Annotated in this window: 15 protein-coding genes; 6 read left to right on the forward strand and 9 right to left on the reverse strand. The window is 70.2% G+C overall.

What is annotated here, in order from left to right; all coding sequences use genetic code 11:
- Positions 1-476: 476 nt before the first annotated feature.
- The 7 genes from VF647_07585 to VF647_07615 form a co-directional block, all read right to left on the reverse strand.
- The gene (locus VF647_07585) at positions 477-1,658 is read right to left on the reverse strand and encodes an FHA domain-containing protein (protein HEX8451940.1); all 1,182 of its coding nucleotides are present in this window, start codon (positions 1,656-1,658) and stop codon (positions 477-479) included.
- Positions 1,655-2,533 carry a serine/threonine-protein kinase gene (locus VF647_07590; GenBank protein HEX8451941.1) on the reverse strand — a complete coding sequence of 293 codons (879 nt, stop codon included), beginning with the start codon at positions 2,531-2,533 and terminating at the stop codon, positions 1,655-1,657. Before VF647_07590 ends, VF647_07585 begins: the two co-directional genes overlap by 4 nt.
- A complete protein-coding gene (locus VF647_07595; GenBank protein HEX8451942.1) occupies positions 2,530-3,609 on the reverse strand; it encodes an FHA domain-containing protein in 1,080 nt (359 codons plus the stop codon). The genes VF647_07590 and VF647_07595 overlap by 4 nt, the downstream gene beginning before the upstream one ends.
- Positions 3,610-3,664: 55 nt before the next feature.
- On the reverse strand, positions 3,665-5,308 hold the full coding sequence (gene tssK, locus VF647_07600; GenBank protein ID HEX8451943.1) for a type VI secretion system baseplate subunit TssK: 1,644 nt from the start codon (positions 5,306-5,308) through the stop codon (positions 3,665-3,667).
- A gap of 167 nt (positions 5,309-5,475) precedes the next feature.
- A complete protein-coding gene (locus tag VF647_07605) occupies positions 5,476-6,360 on the reverse strand; it encodes a hypothetical protein (protein ID HEX8451944.1) in 885 nt (294 codons plus the stop codon).
- Entirely contained in the window at positions 6,357-8,078 is a 1,722-nt protein-coding gene (locus VF647_07610) for a hypothetical protein (protein ID HEX8451945.1), read from the reverse strand. The genes VF647_07605 and VF647_07610 overlap by 4 nt, the downstream gene beginning before the upstream one ends.
- A gap of 373 nt (positions 8,079-8,451) precedes the next feature.
- On the reverse strand, positions 8,452-9,186 hold the full coding sequence (locus VF647_07615; protein ID HEX8451946.1) for a hypothetical protein: 735 nt from the start codon (positions 9,184-9,186) through the stop codon (positions 8,452-8,454).
- Positions 9,187-9,397: 211 nt separating this feature from the next.
- On the opposite strand from VF647_07615, the gene VF647_07620 reads away from it, so the two are divergent.
- The 4 genes from VF647_07620 (at position 9,398) to VF647_07635 (ending at position 16,008) form a co-directional block, all read left to right on the forward strand.
- Positions 9,398-10,015 carry a peptidylprolyl isomerase gene (locus VF647_07620; protein HEX8451947.1) on the forward strand — a complete coding sequence of 206 codons (618 nt, stop codon included), beginning with the start codon at positions 9,398-9,400 and terminating at the stop codon, positions 10,013-10,015.
- A 239-nt stretch (positions 10,016-10,254) separates the two neighbouring features.
- A complete protein-coding gene (locus VF647_07625) occupies positions 10,255-11,688 on the forward strand; it encodes a TolC family protein (GenBank protein HEX8451948.1) in 1,434 nt (477 codons plus the stop codon).
- Positions 11,689-11,699: 11 nt separating this feature from the next.
- Positions 11,700-12,839 carry an efflux RND transporter periplasmic adaptor subunit gene (locus tag VF647_07630; GenBank protein ID HEX8451949.1) on the forward strand — a complete coding sequence of 380 codons (1,140 nt, stop codon included), beginning with the start codon at positions 11,700-11,702 and terminating at the stop codon, positions 12,837-12,839.
- A 13-nt stretch (positions 12,840-12,852) separates the two neighbouring features.
- Positions 12,853-16,008 carry an efflux RND transporter permease subunit gene (locus VF647_07635; protein HEX8451950.1) on the forward strand — a complete coding sequence of 1,052 codons (3,156 nt, stop codon included), beginning with the start codon at positions 12,853-12,855 and terminating at the stop codon, positions 16,006-16,008.
- Between the two features lie 349 nt (positions 16,009-16,357).
- Here the strand turns inward: VF647_07635 and VF647_07640 are convergent, their stop codons facing one another.
- Positions 16,358-17,590 carry a hypothetical protein gene (locus tag VF647_07640; GenBank protein HEX8451951.1) on the reverse strand — a complete coding sequence of 411 codons (1,233 nt, stop codon included), beginning with the start codon at positions 17,588-17,590 and terminating at the stop codon, positions 16,358-16,360.
- Between the two features lie 914 nt (positions 17,591-18,504).
- Between VF647_07640 and VF647_07645 the strand changes: the two genes are divergently transcribed.
- Positions 18,505-19,374 (forward strand): alpha/beta hydrolase-fold protein, encoded by an 870-nt coding sequence (locus VF647_07645; protein HEX8451952.1) that lies wholly within the window; start codon positions 18,505-18,507, stop codon positions 19,372-19,374.
- A 130-nt stretch (positions 19,375-19,504) separates the two neighbouring features.
- Here the strand turns inward: VF647_07645 and VF647_07650 are convergent, their stop codons facing one another.
- Complete coding sequence (locus tag VF647_07650; GenBank protein ID HEX8451953.1) at positions 19,505-20,920, reverse strand: VWA domain-containing protein; 1,416 nt, start codon at positions 20,918-20,920, stop codon at positions 19,505-19,507.
- 13 nt (positions 20,921-20,933) lie between these two features.
- On the opposite strand from VF647_07650, the gene VF647_07655 reads away from it, so the two are divergent.
- Positions 20,934-21,132, forward strand: a 199-nt coding sequence (locus VF647_07655; GenBank protein HEX8451954.1) for a hypothetical protein, incomplete at its 3' end; no start/stop codon positions are given.

Here is a 21,132-nt window from a genome sequence, read left to right on the forward strand (position 1 = left end):
GGTCGCGCTCCCCTGCCTGCCCAGCGTGCTGCTGGAGCGGGGACGCGAAGTACGGCGTAGGCTCCGAGAGCCACCCCGAAAGCGGACGATGCAACTCCTTGAAATCAAGAAGTTTAAGGCCTTAAGTTAACGCCTATGGGATGAAGCCCCCGGCTGGAACCACGGGAAGACCGCTGAAGCGGTCTCGCGGGCCGTGGTCCTCCCCAATTTTCTGTCATCCTGAGCGACGCGCCTCACTGTCCTCTCCCCGTCTACGATCTATGGCGCGGAGCGAAGGATCTACTGCGCGTCGCGAGAGCATCGCTGGTACTCGCCATCCTCTTGCCGTGCTGGCTAGATCCTTCGGTCGCCGCAGGAACTTGCGTGTGCGGCTGTCTTCTGTTTGGCGGCTCCCTCAGGATGACAGGAGGGTGGGGCTGAGAGCCGACGTATGCGTGTGTCCTTTTCGTGTGTTTCCAGCGCCCCCACGACCCGCTTCACTGCACCGTCCATCGGTCCCGGCGGTTGGGGAAGCGGTCGACGTGGAGGTGGAGGCCGGTGCCTGCGCGGTCGGAGAGGCCCGCGGCGTGGGCGCTGCGGATCTGGACGCGGAGGATGGCGTCATCCGAGAAGTCCTTGACGCGGATGCCCTCGTCGCGCATCGCCGCGATGGCGAAGGCGACCTGCTCGCGCGACAGGTCGCGGACGCGCAGGTCCAGCGCGCTGCCAGGGCCGTACAGCGACAGGTGCTCCGCGTGGTCGCGGCCGGTGACCGCCAGCGGGCGATTGAAGCGCTCGCTGAATCGCTGCTGCACGCGCGCGAAGCGCTCCGCGAACTGCTCCGGGCTCATGGCGCCGCGCATCGTTGGGCGCGGGGTCGCGGGCGTGCGCGGGGCGGCGGCGTATCGGCCGGGGACGCGGATGCGCTCGGCGCGATAGATCTCGGCGATGGAGCTCTCCAGCGCCGCGACGCTGCGGCGCACCGCACGGTCGTCGCCCAGGCGGCTGGTTTCCAGCGTGTTGAGGGCGCGCGCGAACTCCTTGAGCGCCGGGTCAGCGAGGCCCATCTCCAGAAGCGACGTGCCGCGCTCCACGTGCTCATAGGCGGTCAAGGTGAGCGCGTCGAAGTACTCGGCGTCCTCTTCGGAGAGCGGACGGGCCGCGGAGCCTGCGCGGAATGCCCTCACCAGCATCACGCCGGAGCCGATCACGAGGAGGAGCGCGGCCAGGATCGCGACTCTGGCGAGCGGGCTCAGCAGGCCGCTTCCGCCGCGGCGCCGGAAGCGTCTCGCGATGCGCTCGCGCACGTTGCTGCGGCGGGGCGGCGCCGGCGTGAGCGCGGGGCCCGGCGCCGGTGCCGCGCATGGAGCAGTGTGCTCGCCGGTGGCGAAGCGGTAGGAGGCGCCGGGGACCAGTTCCACGACATCGCCGGCCCGGAGGCGCACTTCCGCGGCAACGGGGGAGCCGTTGATGCGTGGCGCGGGGTGGACCGCGCGGACGGGAACGAGCCAGATGCCATCCTCGCGCTCCAGCAGGGCAAAGTGGCGGTCCGCGACGCCGGGTAGGTGCAGGCGCAGTCCGCAGCCGGCGCCGGTGCCCACCCAGAACGGGGAGGGGCTCAGCGGGGCTTCGCTGCCGCGCGTCGGCGCAATCGGCACCAGGCGGGGGCGGGTCGTCATGCGGGCAGGGCGAAGATCCGCGCCAGCAGCAGCGCGGCGGCGATACTGGCCGCGGCGAGGGCGCGGATGACCATCCTGCTCCGCACGGCCTGATGCGCACGGTTTGCGAACTCGGCGGCGGAGGCGGGGCGATCCTCCGGCTCGGGGCGCAGCGACTCGAGGATGAGCGCTTCGAGGGCGGCCGGGATGCGGACTCCGCGTGCCGAGGCCGCAAGTGGCGCTTCGTGGCGGATGCGGGATGCAAACGCCTCATCGTCTTCGCGGGCGAGCGGCTCCCAGGGGAGGCGGGCGGTCAGCATCTCGTAGAGCACCACGCCGAGCGCATACACATCGGCGGCGTGGTGGGCAGATGCTGCGGGGGCGACCCACTGTTCGGGGGCGGCGTAGGGCGGCGTTCCAACGCGCAGCTCTTCCCATTCGTCGCCCAGCGTGCCGCGCGAGCCGATTCGGGCGGCGACGCCGAAGTCCGCCAGGCGCAGCTCGCCGCGCACGGTGAAGAGCACGTTCGACGGCTTCACGTCACGGTGGACGATGCCGCGCGCGTGGAGGCGCGAAAGCGTGTCCGCGAGCTGGGCGATGATGCGTACGGCCTCGGTCGGCGGGAGCGCGCCGGAGATGCGCAGGCGGTCCGCGAGTGAGCCGCCCGGCGCGTACTCTAGCATGATGCCCGGGGGGTCGGCGATGGTGCCGCGCATGGCGATCACGCCGTGTTCGACCGCGGCTTTCAGGAGCTCGGCTTCGGCGCGCAGACGGGCGGCGGCGCATTCGTCGCCGGTCGCGAGGTGCTTGAGGACGAGCGGACACCCCGCGCGGTCGCGCAGCATGACGACGCGTGTCGCGCCGCGATCGGCCAGAACGCGCCAGGCGACGGTCATGTGCGGAGGAACTTGATGCGCGCCGACTCGGCGAGGACGAACTCGTCGCCGTCGCGCAGTACGTGGTGCTCACCGCGGTCGAGGCGGCGGTCGTTGAGGCGCGTGCCGTTGAGCGATGAATCGAGGAGGAAGTAGTCGCGGCCCTTGCGCACGATGGCGCAGTGGAAGCGCGACACGGCGGCGTTCGCGTCGCTCACCACCAGGTCGTTCCTGTCGCCGCCCTCGGCGCCGTCGACGGCGCCGATGCGCACCAGGTCACGAGTGATGGGGACAAGCTTTCCGCGGCCTACCCCGTCCACGATCTTGACCAGCGCGCGCGCCTGGTTTCCCCCGGCCTGCGCCTCCTGCTTGCGCGTGCGGTAGACGCTTCGTGCCCAGGTGCCCAGCACGATTGCGAGCGCCAGGAGCCCGACCGAGCCATACATCAGCCGCCGGCGCAGCTCGGAGGCGCGACGGGCATCGCGCACCATGTCCATCAGCGAGTTGGCGCGCGGATCGTCCGGGTGCTGGCGGAGGACGTCGTTGAGGATCCCTTCCGCGCCGTTGAGGTCACGCGCGTACAGGGCGCGCTCCGCTATGCGCAGCCGGTCGCGTTTTTCGGTCAGCTCCTTGTCCCGCGCCTCCTTGCTGGTGCGGTCCGTCTCCTCCTTGAGGCGCGCGGCGTCCAGCCCCTTCTGCGCCTGCTCGTAGCCGAGCCGCGCTTCCACGTCGGCGGGGTCGATCAGCATCACCATCTTCCAACGCTCCATCCGGTCCTCGGCATCGCGGACGGTGGCGGCGGGGGTGAGCGATGCGTCGCGCGCGAGCTTCAGGAGCCGCGCCTTGTCTTCCTGCTGGAGCGGAGTGAGCCCCTGCGGCTGCACCGGCTGAGGCGCCGGTTGGAAGACTGTGGGCGCGGCCTGCACGGGTGCCTGCGCGGGCGGCACCTGCTGCGCGGCGGGCGGCTGCGCGGGCCACTGCGGCTGCACCTGCGCGGGCGGCGGCTCCGGCTTGCGGCGGCGCCAGGGAAAGGGGAACTGCGCCTCCGCCGCGGAGGGCAGGAGGAGGAGCAGGAGGGCCAGCGTCCGGGCGTTCACGCGGACGCCTCCAGCGCGGCGGAGAGGTCCATCGACAGGCGGTTGAGGTCCATGGTCACGGCCTGGAGCGGCGCAGCTTGATGCGCGGCGCGCGAAAGGTGGGCTCGGCCTCGTACTCGGGGTCGGAGCCGGCGGGGAGGAGGACGGGCTCGGGCGCTTCGACTGAGACAGGCGCGGCAGGGGATGCGGCGGTGGCCTCGGCGGCCAGCCCGAGGCGGCGCTGGAAGAGGATGGCGCCGCGCACGCGATGGCCCGGGTGCACCGTCACCTGCAGGCCGGAGAGCGTGGCGATCTCGGGCGGCGTGTCGAAGTTGACGGCGAAGTTGCGCTGGCCGGTGACTTCGCAGTACGCCGTGCGCGAGATCGGCTTGCCGGGGCCGGATGCGGAGTTGACGCGCAGGTCCACCCACAGCTCCTCGCCCACCTGCCAGCTCGAGATCCCCTGGGGATCGCCCAGCAGCACCACGCGGTACTCGTGGCGCCCCGTGAGCGACATCTGCGAGAAGACGAAGGTGAGGAGGTCTCCCTCGCGCTGCGGGTGCCCGGGCGTGGCGACGGCCATGTAGAAGTGGTCGCCGTCGCGGTCCAGCAGGAAACGGAGCGAGTCCACGGAACGGTTGACGCGGTAGTCGACGTACTTCCCCTCCAGCGCCTGGCAGAGGTCGGCCAGCCGCACCAGCGTGGCATCCGCGCGTGCCACCGACTCGCGAAGGTCCGCGCGCGGGGAGATCTGGCGCTGCGCCGCGAGCGAGTTGCGCTCCTCCTCCAGCAGCACGGCGTACGACGCGTCGGTGCCGGCGAGTGTCGTGAAGAAGAGCTGCGTGGCGGCCGAGAGGTCGAGCGCGAGCGCCACGCGGCGGCCGGCGCGGTCGATCTCGCGGAAAAGGCGCGCGGGGGCGAGGGCGGGGTCCATCGTCTCGTACGCGCAGCCGTCCAGCGCGAGCACCGCGCGCTCCACGAAGGCGAGCACGTCCAGGTCGGTGCGCGTGTCCACGCCGCGGCGCGCCACCTGGTCCACGTAGCGCGCCACCATGCGGTGCAGCTGCGCGAACCTTCCGGAGAGATGCACCACCTCCGCGTGGATGCGCGCCCACGCCGAATGCAGCGCGGAGTGCGCCGACACGCTGACGCACGCGGGGATGAAGGCGCCGTCCACCTCGAAGTGCAGCGTCTCGGCCGCGCGGCGGATGCGCCCCACGACGAGGGAGCTGACCGCCTCGTCCGCCTCGGCTCCCAGGAGGAGCTGGAGGCGGGGGCGGCGGGCGGCGGGCTGGTTGGGGTTGGCCGCATCGCGCCCGATGCTCTCCGGGTCCGCCTCGCGCTCGCCGGTGACGTGGAGGTAGACCAGGAGCTCGGTGGCGCCCGCGAGCTCGCCGCGCGCGAAGTCGCCGCTCACCACGCTGCCGCGGTCCACCTCCACCGGCTCGCCGTCCGGCGTGATCCCGCGCGCCTGCACCACGGACACGCGCACGGTGGCTCCGTCGTCGCTGACCTCCACGTGCGGGTCGCAGGTGCCCAGGACGCGGTGCGCGCCGTCCACGCGCACGCCGCCCCCCACCAGCCCGCTCCCCGGCGTGCAGTAGCGGAGGAGCCACCCGAAGGAGCCCTCCACGAACTCGTCCTGCCGCCGGAAGTGATCGGGGGTCAGCAGCATCCCCGTGGTCCAGTTGACCGACTTCAGCCCATCGCGCACGCTCACCCCCGTCGCGTCTCATGTCGTCCCCCCGGTGTGGAGGGCCTACATAACGAGATACCCCGGATCCGCATGTCGGGCGGTTCCGGGGAAAATTGGTTTGTGGGGTGGCGGATTGGGGGCGCTTCGGATGGAAGTGCTAAGTCCTGAGTGCTAAGTGCTGAGTGACCCAATCACGTGCCGAGATAGCAGTTGACGCCGAGGATGGGCGGTTCGTCGCCTTCTCCCAGACGAGAGCCGGTGCGCGGGTCTCCCACCGTCCAGCGCTCTTCCACGTGAGACAGGTGCGTTGGGAGGACGAGGCGGTAGAGCGCATCACGCTGCGCGCGGCGGGAGGGCTTGGTGTGCTCCAGGTAGGCCGCGAGCGGGATCGGGCCGATGCGTATTTCGAGGGCGGAATCATCCGGCATGGGGCCGTCGAGGACCGTGTCGACTCCTAGGCGTGCGTTCTCACCACCGAGGCGGGTTACGGCGCCGATGCGCTGCTCCGCGGGGGCGCTGACGATCCGGACGGCGGCGGCGGGGAGGTCGAAGACCACGGCGAGGGCGAGCGGGACGGCCTCAGGGCGGCCGGCGACGCGGTGGAGCGTGGGAAGGAGGCGCGCGATGGAGTACCAGAGGGCGCGCGGCCAGGGGGCGGCGGAGAGGCCAAAGATCTCCTCGATCCAGCGCAGCGCGGCCACGGGGTCGTCGCGGCGCAGCGCCAGGAAGCCGCCCGCGCGGCGGATGAATATCCCCAGCTTGAGGACCGGGTTGTCCGTGAGGGCGAGGAGGCGATCCGTGCGCAGCTCGTCATCGTGGGCGTCGCGCAGCGGGAATGGCAGGGTGTCCAGCGCGCCCGCGCCGCCGACCGCCAGCACCACGCGCGTGCGGGCGGTGATGGAGGTTCCGGGCGCGGGGTCCTGGCGCGCTACCACCCCGGCCGCCCAGCCGGGGCCGGCGCTCTCCACCACGATGCGCTCCGCATCGACGCTTAGGTGGAGGAGCGATGCGACCGCCGCGTCCACCCGCTGGCGGATGCCGCGACGGGGGCGGCAGAGGTCCGGCATCACGCTCATCGGTCGCCCCAGCCGAGCTCTACGGCGACGCGCAGCTGCTGGCCCAGGATGGCGCGATCCTGCAGGTGTCGCTGGAGCTGGCCCCGCAGGCGGATCACCTCGGCTTCGGGGTCCGCGAAGTCGGCGGGGTCCACGAAGGCGGTGACAACTTCGACGCGGCGGAGAGCGCCGTCGTGCAGCTCGGAGCCGCCCTCGACGCGGACGGAGCGCACGCGCGGCTCGAAGGCGCGCGTCGCCACCTCCACGTCCGCCGCGGTCACCACGCGCTCGCGGGTGCGCAGGAGCTCGGCGAAGCGGGTGCGGGCGGGGGCGAACGGCGGTGGCGCGCACCCTCCGCGCGTGACCGTCAGGTTGGTCACCTGTGCCGTGGCGTTCGAGAGCGACGAGCCGATGCGTCGCAGGTCACCGCCCTCCATCCCATTGGCGCGGTCCGCATCGCAGAAGAGGAGGCGGGCCATCGCGTAGCCATCCACGCGCCCCGTAGGACCGCGCGCAGGCCTGAACTCCAGCTCGCCCGCGCGGTAACGGTAGCGCCCATGCGTGAGCGGCGCCGTCACTTCGGACTCCTCCGCGTACGGCGTCCCCGCCTCGCCGATGACGCTGAGGATGCCCATGACGTGGCGGTCGGCGTGGCCCTCGGGGGCGAGCGTGACCACGCGGCCGGCGCGGTCGAAGAGGACCTGCTCGTTCCACCCCTCCACGTTGGATGCGGTGACGCAGTTGACGACCACGCGCTGCACCGCGTCCGCCACTCCCTCGACGCCGGCCGGCAGAGGCACGCGCACCCACGCCAGCGGCTCGTCGAGCGCGTCCGCGTGGCCTTCGGGGAGGAGGCGGCGCGCGGCGTCGTCCATCCCGGCGGGCATGGTGCAGAGCGCGCGGCGTTTGGGCGGGATGTGGGGGAAGATCCAGACTTGGCTGCCGTACACGCCGTCGTCCAGGCGCAGCACGCGCGACAGGGCGTCGTCCGGAGCGTCGTCGGGCGCGGGATCGTCGAGCCACGACAGGCGCTGCACCCCTCCTCGCGTTGGGCGTCCGCGCAGCATCCCCTCCTCCCACACGCACCCTGCTTCATTCAGGATCTGCCACGGGCTCCGCGCCAGCGCCGCGGCGACGGCGGGGCTGTCCGCAGAGGTGTCGACGTACAGGCCCATCCCGCCCAGGTGCCGCGCATCGGCGCGGAGGGCGAGGTAGAGCGCGGGCAGGCTCTCCCAGGCGGCGAGCGAGGTGCTCCCCGGCGGCACGGGCGGACCGTCCGGTACGCGCGCGCCGGGGACGGCGTGGAGGCGTCCGTCCTCGAACACGGCAGCGAAGACGAGTTGCGTGGGCGCGATCTCGATCGACTCGTCCGGCGCGAAGCCGACCTGCTCGCCGGTGCGCGTGGCGCCGAACAGCTCCGTCCCCGGCGTAATCCGCTCGCGCTGCTCGATGCGCGTGAAGTGGACGACCGTCTGCGCCGGGTGGGCGAGGCGCGGCGGCATCCCCAGCACCCCCACCAGGTCGTCCAGCACCGTCGCGGGGAAGACGCTCTCCGCCTCGTCGTACACGCGCGCGATCTGCACCGAGAGCGTGTGGAAGAGCGTGGCGAGGACGGGATCGGGGCGCGACTGCGTGCCGTAATGCGCGTACAGCGCCCGGTCGAACTCGCGGCGCAGCTCGCTGTTGATCTCGGATGCCGAGCGCACGGTCTGGCCGAGCACCTTGGCGGGCGTGTCCATCGTGGTGATTGGTAGCGGAGGTGGGCGTGAGGGGTACAGAAGGAGATACCCCGGATCGAGGGCATCGAAGGCCCCCTCCCCCCGGCCCCCTCCCCCGCCTGCGGGGGCGCAGGGCGGGTGAGGGGGAGAACTCCATGCGTTGCGCAGACTCGGTAGGGGCGCGATTTATCGCGCCCGTGCTCGCCGCTACACCGCCTCCTGCCCCATTAAACGGATGCCGTAGGGGCAGACCTGCGTGTCTGCCCGCCCCCTGCCCTGCCTCCACCTTCTGCGGTGCGCACAGATGTCGTAGGGGCGGCCCCGCGTGGCCGCCCGTGGCTTGCGAAGCGTCGACGCTGGCTGCAGGGGTGATGTATCGTTGTGGACGGGCGGGTTAGGGTGTGGCGGCGGAGGGCGCGGGCGTCTCGGCCGGTTCCGTGTTTGATGGGGCGCTCTTCACGTAGGCCAGGACGATGAGGAGGATGGCGACGATGCCCGCAATAACGAGGAGGCGCTTGAGCCAGTTGGGGCGCGGCGCGGGGTCGGGGAGCGGGAGGGCCGGGGCAGCCGCGGGCAAGCCAGCGGCAGGCTCGGCGGAGATGTGGGCAGCGCGTGGAGTCGGGGCGGCGGTGGAGGGGGCGAGCCAGGTGGGGGTCAGGGAGCAGGCGTCGTCTTCCTCGTCCTCGGCGTGCAGGGCGAGGGCGACGAGGCGGCCGCCGTCCAGCTCGCGGGCGAAGTAGACGGTGCCGGCGGCGCCATCCATCGCGCCGAGGACGTCGTACTCGCCTTCGCTGGCGCTGCGCACCTCTGCCAGGAGCACCGTGCGGGCTTCGGAGGTGTCGGGGAAGTCGTCGCCGGCGATGCGGGCGCCGCACGAGGGGCAGGCGTCGGTCCACACGTCGAGCGGGGCGTGGCACCCGGCGCAGCTGCTTCCGCCGGCGGGGACGGCGGCGTCCAGGCGGGAAAGGATGCGCAGCTCGTCGCCGGTCAGCGAGAGAGCGGCCAGGGTGCCGGTCTCGCGCTCGCGGGCGAGGAAGCAGGGGCGAGCCTCGTCCGCGCCGAGTTGGCCCACGACCTGGTAGGCGTCGTCGGTCGCTTCCTCGATCTGCCGGATGAGCTCGTCGTGCATGGTGTGAATCGCCGCCGGAAGTTGCCGCAAAGAGGGGGCGGGAAAGCTCGCCTGCGCCGCCGGGGCCGTCAACACGCCAGCCGGGAGCACGAGGATTGCGGCGGGAGCCGGGGCGCACCGCCGGATCACTCCGAGCCGCGGGCTCGTCCATACAACCCCGGAGATCGGGATCATGCTTCACAGAGGCGTTCGCGGGACTTGGATCGGGCTGATGCTGCTGATGGCTGCCGCCGGGTGCGCCAGGACGCCGGCGCTCCTGCGTACGGCGCATGTGGAGGGCCCGGCACCCGAGGTGTTTCGCGTGCGCTTCGAGACGAGCCGCGGGCCATTCGTGGTGGAGGCGCAGCGGAGCTGGTCGCCCGCGGGCGCCGACCGGTTCCACTACCTGGTGCGCAACGGGTTCTACGACGAGAACCGCTTCTTTCGCGTGGTCAGCGGGTTCATGGTCCAGTTCGGGATCAGCGGCGATCCCGCGGTTTCCGCGGTGTGGAGCGAGCGCCTCATCCGCGACGAGCAGGTGCTGCACGGCAACGAGCGCGGCACCGTGACATTCGCCACCGCGGGCCCCGACGCGCGCAGCACGCAGCTCTTCATCAACTACAGGGACAACCGCTCCCTCGACCGGCAGGGATTCACGCCCATCGGTCGGGTGGTGGAGGGGATGGAGGTGGTGGACAGCCTCTATGCCGGCTACGGCGAAGGCCCCCCGATGGGACGCGGCGGCCCCGACCAGCGCCGCATCGTCAGCGAGGGCAACGAGTATCTGAAACGCGAGTTCCCACGGCTGGACTACATCAAGACCGCCCGCATCGTCCCGGTGCGCCGGTGAGGCACGGAGCAGTTCTTCCCATCTTTCCGTCGACCTCTGTGGCTCTGTGTGAGGTCCGCAGTTGCGGTTCCACCCAACGGTTCGCACGCGCCGGCTGTATCCACCCCCGGCACCCGCCGGCGCGCTTGTCCGTGCCCGAAAGTGCGGGTAAATTAGCACCTCACACCACGCAGAACGTTCGAGCAGTGCGACGCGGGAAGCTCCGCCGCACCGCCTGGCACGTCGTAAAAGAAGGGACGATGCACCGACCCCGGTTCGCCGCGCGCATGGCCGCGCTGGCACTCATAGCCTGCGCGGCGCCGGCCGCCGCGCAGGACACGCTCTCGCTTTCCCTTCCCGATGCCGTGCAGCGCGCCCAGGCGGGCGACGAGGTGCAGCTCGCCACCCAGCGCCTGAACGCGGCCACCGCGGCGGCGGGGGCGGCGGGGGCGGGGCGGTATCCGCAGCTGCGCCTCAACACGACGTTCAACCACGTCTACGAGAACGCGCGCGCGCAGGCGGTGGGGCAGATCTTCAACCAGCCCAACAGCTACGGCGCCAACCTGAACCTGGCCGTGCCGCTCTACCAGGGCGGGCGGGCCACGCAGGGCCAGCGCGCCGCCAACCGCCTGCGTGAAGCGGCGGGCGCCGAGGTGGAGACCGCCCGCGCCGACGTGTCGCTGCAGGTGCTGGCGGCGTATCTCTCCGGCCTGCTGGGCGACCGGCTGGTGGCGATCCAGGACAGCAACCTCGTGCTTGCCGATGCGCGGCTGCGGCAGGTGGAGCAGTTCGAGCGCTCGGGGCGGGCGGCGCGCTACGACGTGCTGCGCGCGCGGGTGGAGCGCGCGAACCTGGAGCCGCTCGCCATCCAGGCCCGCGGGAATCGCGAGCTGGCGCTGCTGGAGCTGCGCCGACTCACCGACATTCCGCAGGACCAGCCGGTGCGCCTGGTGACGCCGCTCACCGCGGACATGGCGCGCGCGCTGGCCGACGCGGTGGGTCGCGACGCATCGGCGGCGGACAGCGCGTGGCTCACGGAGCTGCCGGCCATGCGCGCCGCGCGGCTGCGGGTGGAGGCGGGGCGCGCCACGGCGCGTGCCGCGTCGTCCGGCTACCTGCCCACCGTGCAACTAAATCTGCTCAGCGGCTACCAGGCCTTTCCCTCCACCTTTCAGCCGCCGCTCCGGGGTGGCGCGCTGGAGACGATCGACTGCCCGGCAGGGTCGGCCGAGGGGCGGGTGTGCACGCAGCAGAACGGCGGCTGGTTCAGCGACCGGTCGATGGGGCTGACGCTGAGCTGGCCCGTGTTCGACGGCTTCCGCACGCGGTCCGACGTGCGCCAGGCGCGCGCGCAGGCGCAGATCGCCGAGGTGCAGGCGCAGCAGACGCGCGAGGCCGCGCTGGTGGAGGCGGGACGGGCGCGCACCGAGCTGGCCACCGCCCGCGCGACCTTTGAGGCGGGCCGCCAGACGGTGACGGAGGCCGAGGAGGCGTTCCGGCTCGCCACGCTGCGCTACGCCCGCGGGCTGGGGACGCAGCTCGAGATTTCCGACGCGCAGCTCGCGCTGCTGACGGCGCGCACCAACGAGGCACGCGCCGCGCACCAGCTTTACCTGGCGGCCGCCGGGGTGGCCCGCGCGCTGGGCCGGCCGGTTCCCTTCCCCGGCGCGGCGCTTTCCGCACCCAACCCATGATGAGCCGGTCGATGATGCATACAGTTCGCTCCTCCCTCGTGCTCGCCGCCGCGCTGCTGGCCGCCGGCTGCTCCAGCGACGCCGGCGCCCGCGAGGCCGGCAAGGGCGGAGGCGCCGGAGGGCCCGGGGGCGGCGGCCCCAGCGTGACGCTCGCCGCAACCGACGTCGCCTCGCCGCGGCGCACGCCCATCGAGGACGCCATCCCCGTGACCGGCAACCTGCAGCCGCTGGAGCGGGCCGAGGTGCGCTCGCGGCTGGAGGGCGACCTCACGGGCGTCTACGTGCGCGAAGGCGAGCCGGTGCGGCGGGGGCAGATGCTGGCGCGCTTCGAGGCGAGCGAGCAGGCCGGCTCGGCCCGCAGCGCCGGCGCCGACGTCGCCGCCGCGCGCAGCGAGCTGAGCACCGCGCAGTGGAACCTGGACCAGTCGAAGGAGCTGTACCGCCAGGGCGCCGTGCCCGAGCGCGACGTGCGTGTGGCGGAGCAGGCGGTGGCCGGCGCCCGCGCACGCGTGGCCGCCGCCGCCGCGCGGCTGGGCACCACCCGCAACGAGGTGGGCGACACGCGCGTGCTGGCGCCCACCAGCGGCATCATCGAGAAGCGCACCGCCAACCCCGGCGAGCACGTTTCCCGCGGCGCGGCGCTCTTCACCATCGTGCGCGGCGACGTGCTGGAGCTGGCCGCCGCCGTCCCGGAGCGCAGTGCGGCCGGGGTGCGGGCGGGACAGTCCGTGCGCTTCACCGCCGACGCGCGCCAGTTCACGGGCCGCGTGGCGCGCGTGGGGCCGTCCGTCGATCCCGGCTCGCGCGCGGTGACGGTGTACGTGCAGATCCCCAACCCGGACGGGGCGCTCAAGGTGGGCACCTTCGCCAGCGGGCGCATCGTGTCGCGCGTGGTGGAGGACGCCATGGTGCTCCCCGCCGCGGCCATCCGCGAGGCGCGCGAGGGCGGCAAGCCCTTCGTCTACCGCGTGGTGGACGGCAAGATCGACGTGGCCGAGGTCACGCCGGGGCTGGCCGACGAGGCGCAGGGGCTGGTGCAGGTGAGCGGGCTCAGCGAGGGCGACAAGGTCGTCGTCGGCAACGTGGGGGTGCTGGGGAAGGGGATGAAGGTGCGGATGGCCGGCGAGGGCCGGCCCCGCGGCGGGCGCTGAGGGGGAGACGACGATGTTCCTTTCCGACGTATCGATCCGGCGGCCGGTATTCGCCACCATGATGATGGTGACGCTGGTGGTGCTCGGCATCATCGGCTACCAGCGCCTGGCCATCGACGAATACCCGGACATCACCTACCCCGTGGTGGTGGCGCAGACCTCGTATCCCGGCGCGTCGCCGGGGGTGATGGAGCGCGAGGTGACGCGCCCCATCGAAGAGGCGCTGAACACCGTGCAGGGGATCCAGGAGATCACCTCCACATCGGCCGAGGGGAGCTCGCTGGTGCGCGTGCAGCTCCAGCTGGGCGTGGACGTGATGGCGGCGCAGCAGGAGGTGCAGTCCAAGGTGGCGCGCATCCGCCGGCAGCTCCCCGAGGACATCCAGGACCCCGTCATCATCCGCTTCGACCCCAACGAGCGGCCCATCATGTCGATCGCGGTCCAGAGCGCGGACCGTCCCATGCGCGAGCTCACCGACTTGGCGGACGAGGTGATCTCCACCCGCCTGGAGTCGATCCCGGGCGTCGGCGGCGTGAACCTGGTGGGCGGCACGGACCGGCAGATCCGCGTGCAGCTGGACCCGGCGGCGATGAGCTCGTACGGCATCGCGCCGCCGCAGGTGGTGCAGGCGCTGCAGCGCGAGAACCAGGAGGTCCCCGCCGGCCGAGTGCGCCGCGGCGACCAGGAGCGGCTGGTGCGCATCACCGGCCGCGTGGAGGACCCGCGCACCTTCCGCGACATCACCGTCGCCGTGCGCGACGGCGTGCCGGTGCGGCTGGGCGACGTGGGGGGCGTGGTGGACGGCACCGCCGAGGCGCGCAGCGCGTCGTTCCTCAACGAAGGCCGCGCGCTCTCGGTTGAGATCCTCAAGGTGAGCGGCACCAACACGGTTGACGTGGCCGAGAGGGTGCGCGAGCAGATCGACCAACTCCAGCGCCAGCTTCCCAGCGACGTCAAGATGACGGTGGTGAGCGACGACTCGCGCCGCATCCGCGCCTCGCTGGAGTCGGTGCAGCACGAGCTGATCCTGGGCGCCATCCTCTGCATCGCCATCATCTACCTATTCCTCAACTCCTGGCGCTCCACCATCATCACGGGTCTGGCGCTGCCCATCTCCATCATCTCGGCGTACTTCGGGATGTGGATGTTCGGCTTCACCATGAACACCATGACGCTGCTGGCGCTCTCGCTCGCCATCGGCCTCCTGATCGACGACGCCATCGTGGTGCGCGAGAACATCGTGCGCCACGTGGAGATGGGTAAGGACCATCACCAGGCGGCGCGCGAGGGGACGAGCGAGATCGGGCTCGCCGTCTTCTCCACCACGCTGGCGGTGGTCGCGGTGTTCATCCCCGTGGCCTTCATGGGCGGGCAGATCGGGCTGATCTTCTTCCAGTTCGGCGTGGTGGTGGCGTTCGCGGTGATGGTGTCGCTCTTCGTCTCCTTTACGCTTGACCCCATGCTCTCCAGCGTGTGGCCCGATCCGGAGGTGGAGAACAAGGGGCGGCGCGGCAACTTCATCCAGCGCGGCGCGCGGCGCTTCAACGACTGGTTCGAGCGCGTGGCGGACCGCTACCCGCGCTGGCTTGCGTGGGGCCTGGACCACCGGAAGACGGTGGTGGCCGTGGCGGCGGCCTCCATCGTGGGGTCGATGCTCATCATCCCCACCCTGGGCTTTACCTGGGTGCCCGACTTTGACGGCGGCGAGTTCAACGTCAACTTCCGCGTGGCGCCGGGGTCGCGGCTGGAGTACACGGTCGACAAGGGGCACACGGTGGCGCGCCTCCTCCGCAAGCAGCCGGAGGTGGAGTTCACCTACATGTCCATCGGCGGCGGCTTCCGCGGCTCGCCCAACAGCGGGCGCGTCTTCGTGAAGCTGAAGGCCAAGGGAGAGCGTTCGCGCACGCAGCAGGAGATCCAGGAGCAGCTTCGCGGGATGCTGCGCGGCATTCCGGGGGTGCGCGCCAACATCACGGGCACGCCCACCATCTTCGGCGGCTTCCGCCAGCCGATCCAGGTGAACGTGCAGGGCCCGGAGCAGGAGCGCCTGAAGCTGGCCGCCGAGCAGGTGATGGAGGTCCTCGGCTCCGTCCCCGGCGTGGCCGAGCCCACCTCGTCCGAGGAAGGCGAGATCCCGCAGCTGGATGTGGACGTGGACCGCGAGCAGGCGTGGGCGGCTGGGGTGGGGATCGGCTCCATCGCGTCGACGCTGCAGCCGCTCTTCACCGGCCAGCGCGCCACCACCTGGGAAGACGAGCAGGGCTACACGCACGACGTGGTGGTCGTCTACCCGGACTCGGTGCGCACCTCGGCGGGCGACGTGGCGAACATCGTGGTGCCCAGCAGCAACGTGGACCCCGGCACCGGCCGTCCCGCGATGATCCCGCTCTCGCAGGTCGCCACGGTGCGGCCGGGCGTGGGGCCGCAGCAGATCGAGCGCTCGTCACTGGAGCGGCAGATCTCGCTCTCCGCCGGCGTCGTTCCCGGCTACGGCACGGGCGACGTGGCGGCGGCGGCCAGGGAGGCCATCGCCAACGCGGGGCTCCCCAGCGGCTACCGCGCCGTCTTCCGCGGCGACGCGCAGAGCCTGGACGAGACCAAGGGCTTCGTGCTGGCGGCGCTGGGGATGGCGGTGATCTTCATCTACCTGATCCTGGCCTCGCTCTTCGGCTCCTTCCTGCAGCCGCTGGCCATCATGCTCGCGCTGCCGCTCTCGTTCATCGGGGTGGCGCTGGCGCTCCTCCTCACCGGGGGGAACCTCAACGTCTTCACCATGATCGGCATCATCATGCTGATGGGGCTGGTGACCAAGAACGGCATCCTGCTGGTGGACTTCGCCAACCAGCAGCGCGAGGAGGGGATGGAGCGGCGCGAGGCCCTGCTCTCGGCCGCGCGCATCCGCCTGCGCCCCATCATCATGACGACGGTGGCGATGATCTTTGGCATGGTGCCGCTCGCCCTGGCCCTGGGCGAGGGCGCAGAGCAGCGCGCCCCCATGGGCCGCGCCGTCATCGGCGGCCTCATCACCTCCACCGTTCTGACGCTGTTCGTGGTGCCGGTGGTGTACTCGATGCTGGACGACTTCACGGGGTTGTTCCGGAAGAAGAGCGCCGCCGCCCGCGTGCATCCGCCGGTCGCGCGCAGGCCGGAGGCTGCGGCGGCGGACTGACCGGCAAGGTCTCAAAGAAGCGAATCCGGAGTACGAAGAGCGGCGCAGCTCCCATGGGCCGCGCCGCTTTCCTAGGGAACCAAGGAGCTCCAGCAGAGGGCCTTGACTCTTTCCAGCCATCGTTCCTAGTGAGCAATCGGCTAACTAACACTACGAGAATCTGAGCGTGCAAGATCGATAGGAGTAGCCCGTTGTCAGCTCCTTGCACGGGCGGCATGCTCCCCCGCTTCCACCAGTACTCCTGCGCCTGTCACTCACCCCGACGAGCAATGATTCGCGTCCAGCCTGTGCCAGTTCTGAACCATTTACTCCGGGACCGGTACGGGATCATACGCGGGGCGTGGCTGGACTAGCCCTGCACCGTTAGAGCAGCTTGAAGAACCTCGGCGGCGCGTCGCTCTCGATCCGTTTTGAGCGTAGCCACGATGCGTTCAGTCTCCTCAAAGTGCCGCTTGAGCTTGGGGAGTCGAATGATGGCGGTTATGGCCCTCCACACGGTACTGAGCACGAACCACGCGGCGAGATATGCCGGGAAGATACAGAGCATGAGAAACATGCGAAGGCTCTGCGCCCAGCCTGCAGCGATTAGGCCGTCGCGAAGGGTGGAATAGGGCGCCACTTCGAAGTTCCGCTCATCCAGACTCTGTTCAGTAGCTGCGTGCAAGGCCTCGAACGTGAATTTAAGTTCGCCTTGGGCGGCGGGTGAGAGCGATCTATAAAGAAGTCGCTGGTCGTCCGGATCATAAAGCGCGTACGCCGCGATCCCGTGCTTTCCGATCAGCGCATCGACCGTAGTGCAAACGAAGACCAGCAGTGAGAGCCCAACGACCGCCCAGAACGAGAATGTACCCGTGAGCGGCGACATCTGCGCCAAGCTGACAGACCCAGTAAGCGCTTCGATTGCAAGCTTGTCCTCCGTCCGTCCGGAAAACGCTAACAGCAAAAGTTCTAACCCTGGGACGGCGAAGAACACGGTGAAGCACACTAATCCGCCAACCCGGCCCGCGCTCTGCCAGAATCCTTCTTTCATGCCGCCGCCGCGCAGCCTGCCTATTGATGCTCCCAACCTGGCGCCCCCGGCGGTCAGAATTTGTTCGATGATCCACCCGCAGAGGAAGAGGAAGCACAGCCACAGGGGAGCCGATGTCGTACTGCGGGCTGCAGAAACGGCGAACCAGCGGGCGACCACGCCTGTGAATCGGTTCCACTTCTCGAGGTCGGGATAGTCTACAAGGCTGACGATCTGCTGTACCTCCGTACGGGCAAAGTCAAGGAACCAGCGCCGCCAGCGTGGAATATCCTCTCGAGGTGTCCAGAGCCGCCGCAGTATTCCGACGGCAGCAACCAGCTCAGGCACACTCCCGTGGCCTGCTCGGCTCTGGATGGTTGAGTACCCGGCGCCAACGTCCAGTTCGGCGTATTGCGCCTGCAATCCCAACGCGTTCCCGAAACGCATTTGAACTAAGGCTGGGTTGCGGGTCACGAAGAACACCACATCATTTTCCGGCTCAGTAGCCCAAAACTTCTTCCACCAGCCCAGACCCGGAGGCAGAACCGCCTCACGCGCCTTGGCGGCTGCCACAGGGAGGTGCCACGCCGGAACGGAGTCAGCTGTGACTACGATGATATCAGCGTTGACCTCTGCCGCGATGGACCCGAGCGCGGCCGCAAGACTCCGTTCTTCAGCGACCGACCAATGGTCGCCGGTGTCGTGGACCTCTACGTGAGGCGGAACGGACTCTCGGGAGCACCCTGCGCTGAACAGGAGGAGTGATGAAAGCGTTACGCGACGCGCGAAGGACCCATGAAGGATTGTCATCTTCTACTCTCGTTTCAGGAACATAATACGCTCCGCATATACATGCGCCGCCCCTGTCGGCGTGTCAACGTTTTTGTGGTATCAGGCTAGGTAAAGGAGGCGGGGCAATCTACCGCTTCCGCAGAGAAAAGTGGGTGACCACGTACGGTATTCTGCGGGTGGAGTCCTAGGTGATGTTCCATAACATCAGCGCCCTTTGCCGTGGCGCACCCGCCGGTCGTAAGTCGTCTGGAGGTGGCGGGGACTGACGGACAGGGGCAGCCTTCCCTACTCGCCACTTCGCGATCTCTCCATTGAGTGTGACCCGAGGGCGCGTGGATCCTGCGCGTTTGCACAGAACTCGTCAAGCGCTAGCTATTGCACCGTGGCCGACGCTGCTCAATCGCCGAGGGATGTAACACGGGATTACTCCACGTTCCCGTCCAACGTCTTCTCGTGCTCGGTGCCTGTTACGCGTCGCATGATTTCCTCCCACGGTTCGTGGTGTACAGGCGAATGAAAATCCATTCAGGCGCCTGGGTCAATCCGCTACACGCTCGCTCTATGCTCACCGATTCTCTGCGCGTGTAGCCGCCGTGGGGGAACAGGCGTATATTCGGCCGCTCGTGGTTTGAAGCCGGAACGGTTCGTGAAGGGCGGTCCCCACCCGCCCGACCAGATGACGACGGAGAGGACGATTGAGCACGGAAACACTGATGCCCGAAGAAGCCGCCGCCGTTGCGCGGGAGTGGCAGAACTACCCCTCGCAGGACGATGGGGCGGAGCACACCGTCGTGGGGACGGTGAAGAAGCTGGAGGGGCTCTACAGCCCCCAGCTCGACAACCGGCGCGACGTGCTGGTGTACCTTCCGCCCTCGTACGGCACGGACACGGAGCGCCGCTACCCCGTGCTCTATATGCACGACGGGCAGAACCTCTTCGACCGGGCGACGTCGTTCGGGGCCGAGTGGGAGGTGGACCAGACGCTGGAGGCGGCCAGCGAGGACGGGCTGGAGGCGATCGTCGTGGGGCTCCTCAACCTCGGCGACGCGCGGCTGGACGAGTACTCCCCCTGGCCTGACGCGAAGCACAACAAGGGCGGCCGCGGCGACCTGTACCTGGACTTCATCGTGCAGACGGTGAAGCCCATCATCGACGCCGACTTCCGCACCCGCACCGACCGCCGCAGCACGGGGATCGCCGGCTCCTCCATGGGCGGGCTGATCTCCCTGTACGGCTTTTTCCGGAACCACGACACCTTTGGCTTCTGCGGCGTCATGAGCCCCGCCCTGTGGTACGGCGGGCGCAGGATCTACGAGTTCGTGGAGAAGGCCCCCTTCGTCCCCGGCCGCGTGTACGTGGACGTGGGCACGCAGGAGGGCAAGCAGGAGCTCACCGATGTGCGCCAGCTCAAGGAGCTCCTCACGAAAAAGGGCTACCGCCGCGGCTCCGACCTCCTCTACGTGGTGGAGATGGGCGGCGCGCACAACGAAGAAGCCTGGGCCCGCCGGATGCGTCGCGAGCTCCACTTCCTGCTGGGCGTGCCCCCGAAGAAGCTGTTGCGGTAGGGACCCTCCCCGCCCCCTCCCCCCAAAAACTACCTGGGGGAGGGGGCGATTGCATGCATTCGCGTGGAACCTCCGCTGTTCCTTTCCTCCGTGTCTCCGCGTCTCCGCGTGAGGCCCGCTGTTTCATGCCTCAGCGGTCCGTGCCGGCACGCTCAGGCCGCATCTCGCCGAATAGGCGGGCGAGGCGCACGAACTCGCCGCGGTAGCCTTCCGGGTCGGCGCCGCGCGAGCCCTCGGCGAGGCGCACCACCTGGTCGAGCGTCAGCGTGCCGCGGTGCTCCGACTCGCGCAGCAGCATGCCGAACCCCGCGACCGCCGTGGCGAAGGTGAAGTCGGCCGAGGGGGCGGCGCGCGTATCGCGCACGGGGTGCTCCAGCAGGCGGCTCGTGTCGCCGTCGGGGAGCTTGTAGCGCACCTTGACGAAGGCCAGCTCGCCGCTGCCCGTGGGTGCAGGCGCCGGCGCGGTGGTACGGTAGCGCAGCGAGTCCACGCCGCGGACGACCGCGTCGGAGCGTACGCCTACGGGGATGATCTCGTAGAGCGCGGTCACCGTGTGCCCGGCGCCCATCTCGCCGGCATCCTTGGTGTCGTCGTTGAAGTCCTGATTGGCCAGCAGCCGGTTCTCGTAGCCGATCAGCCGGTACGCCCTCACCCGCGCCGGGTTGAACTCCACCTGCAGCTTCACGTCCTTGGCCACGGTCAGCAGCGTGCCGCCCATCTCGCTCACCAGGACCTTGCGCGCCTCCAGCAGGTTGTCGATGTACGCGTAGTTGCCGTTTCCGCGGTCGGCGAGCTGCTCCATCTTGCTGTCCTTGAGGTTGCCCCGGCCGAAGCCCAGCACGGTCAGGAACGTCCCCTCGCGCCGCTTCTCCTCGATCAACTGCACCATCGCCGCGTCGCTCGATTCGCCGACGTTGAAGTCGCCGTCCGTAGCCAGGATCACGCGGTTGTTGCCGCCACGAATGAAGTTGCTGCGTGCGACCTCGTACGCCAGCCGCAGCCCCGCGCCGCCCGCCGTGGAGCCGCCCGCCTCCAGCCGCTCGATGGCGTCCAGTATGGTGCGCCGGTCGCTGCCGCGCGTGGAGGGGAGCACGAGGCCGGCCGCGCCCGCGTACACCACGATCGCCACGCGGTCGTCCTCGCGAAGCTGGTTCACCAGCAACCGCAGGGAGCGCTGCACCAGCGGAAGGCGGTCGGGTCCATTCATGGAGCCCGAGACGTCGATGAGGAAGACCAGGTTCGCCGCGGGCGCGCTGCGCAGATCCACGGGCGGCGTCGAGAGGCCGATGCGCAGCAGCCGGTGCCCCGCGCGCCAGGGCGCATCCGCCACCTCGGTGACGACGGCGATGGGGCCGTCGCCTCGCTGGGCCGGCGGCGCGTAGGGGAAGTAGTTGATCATCTCCTCGATGCGCACCGCATCCCTGGGCGGACGGCGTCCCTCCATCAGGAAGCGCCGCACGTTGGCGTACGATGCACGGTCCACGTCCGCCGAGAAGGTGGAGAGCGGCTCGTGCTCCACCGCGCGGAAGGCGTTCTCGCTGATCACCGCGTACGCTTCCGTGTTCGCGTCCGGCGTCCTTGACATAGTCGTCATCGGCAGCGGCGGCGCCATGGGCGGCGGCGGTTCCATCAGCACGGGCGGCGGCGGCGGCGCGGGGGGCGGCGGCGGGACGCTGGCGCGGAAGCAGCCCGTAGTGAGCAGCAATCCTGCGCTTGCGGCGAGAGCTCGTTTCATGGAGAACTCCGTTCGGCGGTGGG

The organism is Longimicrobium sp. (genome assembly GCA_036387335.1).
In the GTDB taxonomy this organism is placed as follows: Bacteria; Gemmatimonadota; Gemmatimonadetes; order Longimicrobiales; family Longimicrobiaceae; genus Longimicrobium.

Coding starts and splice junctions, on each gene's coding strand:
- VF647_07620 (HEX8451947.1), top strand. CDS start 9,398: ATGCTGCTGATGGCTGCCGCCGGGTGCGCCAGGACGCCGGCGCTCCTG.
- VF647_07630 (HEX8451949.1), top strand. CDS start 11,700: ATGATGCATACAGTTCGCTCCTCCCTCGTGCTCGCCGCCGCGCTGCTG.
- VF647_07610 (HEX8451945.1), bottom strand. CDS start 8,078: ATGGACACGCCCGCCAAGGTGCTCGGCCAGACCGTGCGCTCGGCATCC.
- VF647_07635 (HEX8451950.1), top strand. CDS start 12,853: ATGTTCCTTTCCGACGTATCGATCCGGCGGCCGGTATTCGCCACCATG.
- VF647_07625 (HEX8451948.1), top strand. CDS start 10,255: ATGCACCGACCCCGGTTCGCCGCGCGCATGGCCGCGCTGGCACTCATA.
- VF647_07605 (HEX8451944.1), bottom strand. CDS start 6,360: ATGAGCGTGATGCCGGACCTCTGCCGCCCCCGTCGCGGCATCCGCCAG.
- VF647_07615 (HEX8451946.1), bottom strand. CDS start 9,186: ATGCACGACGAGCTCATCCGGCAGATCGAGGAAGCGACCGACGACGCC.
- VF647_07590 (HEX8451941.1), bottom strand. CDS start 2,533: ATGACCGTCGCCTGGCGCGTTCTGGCCGATCGCGGCGCGACACGCGTC.
- VF647_07585 (HEX8451940.1), bottom strand. CDS start 1,658: ATGACGACCCGCCCCCGCCTGGTGCCGATTGCGCCGACGCGCGGCAGC.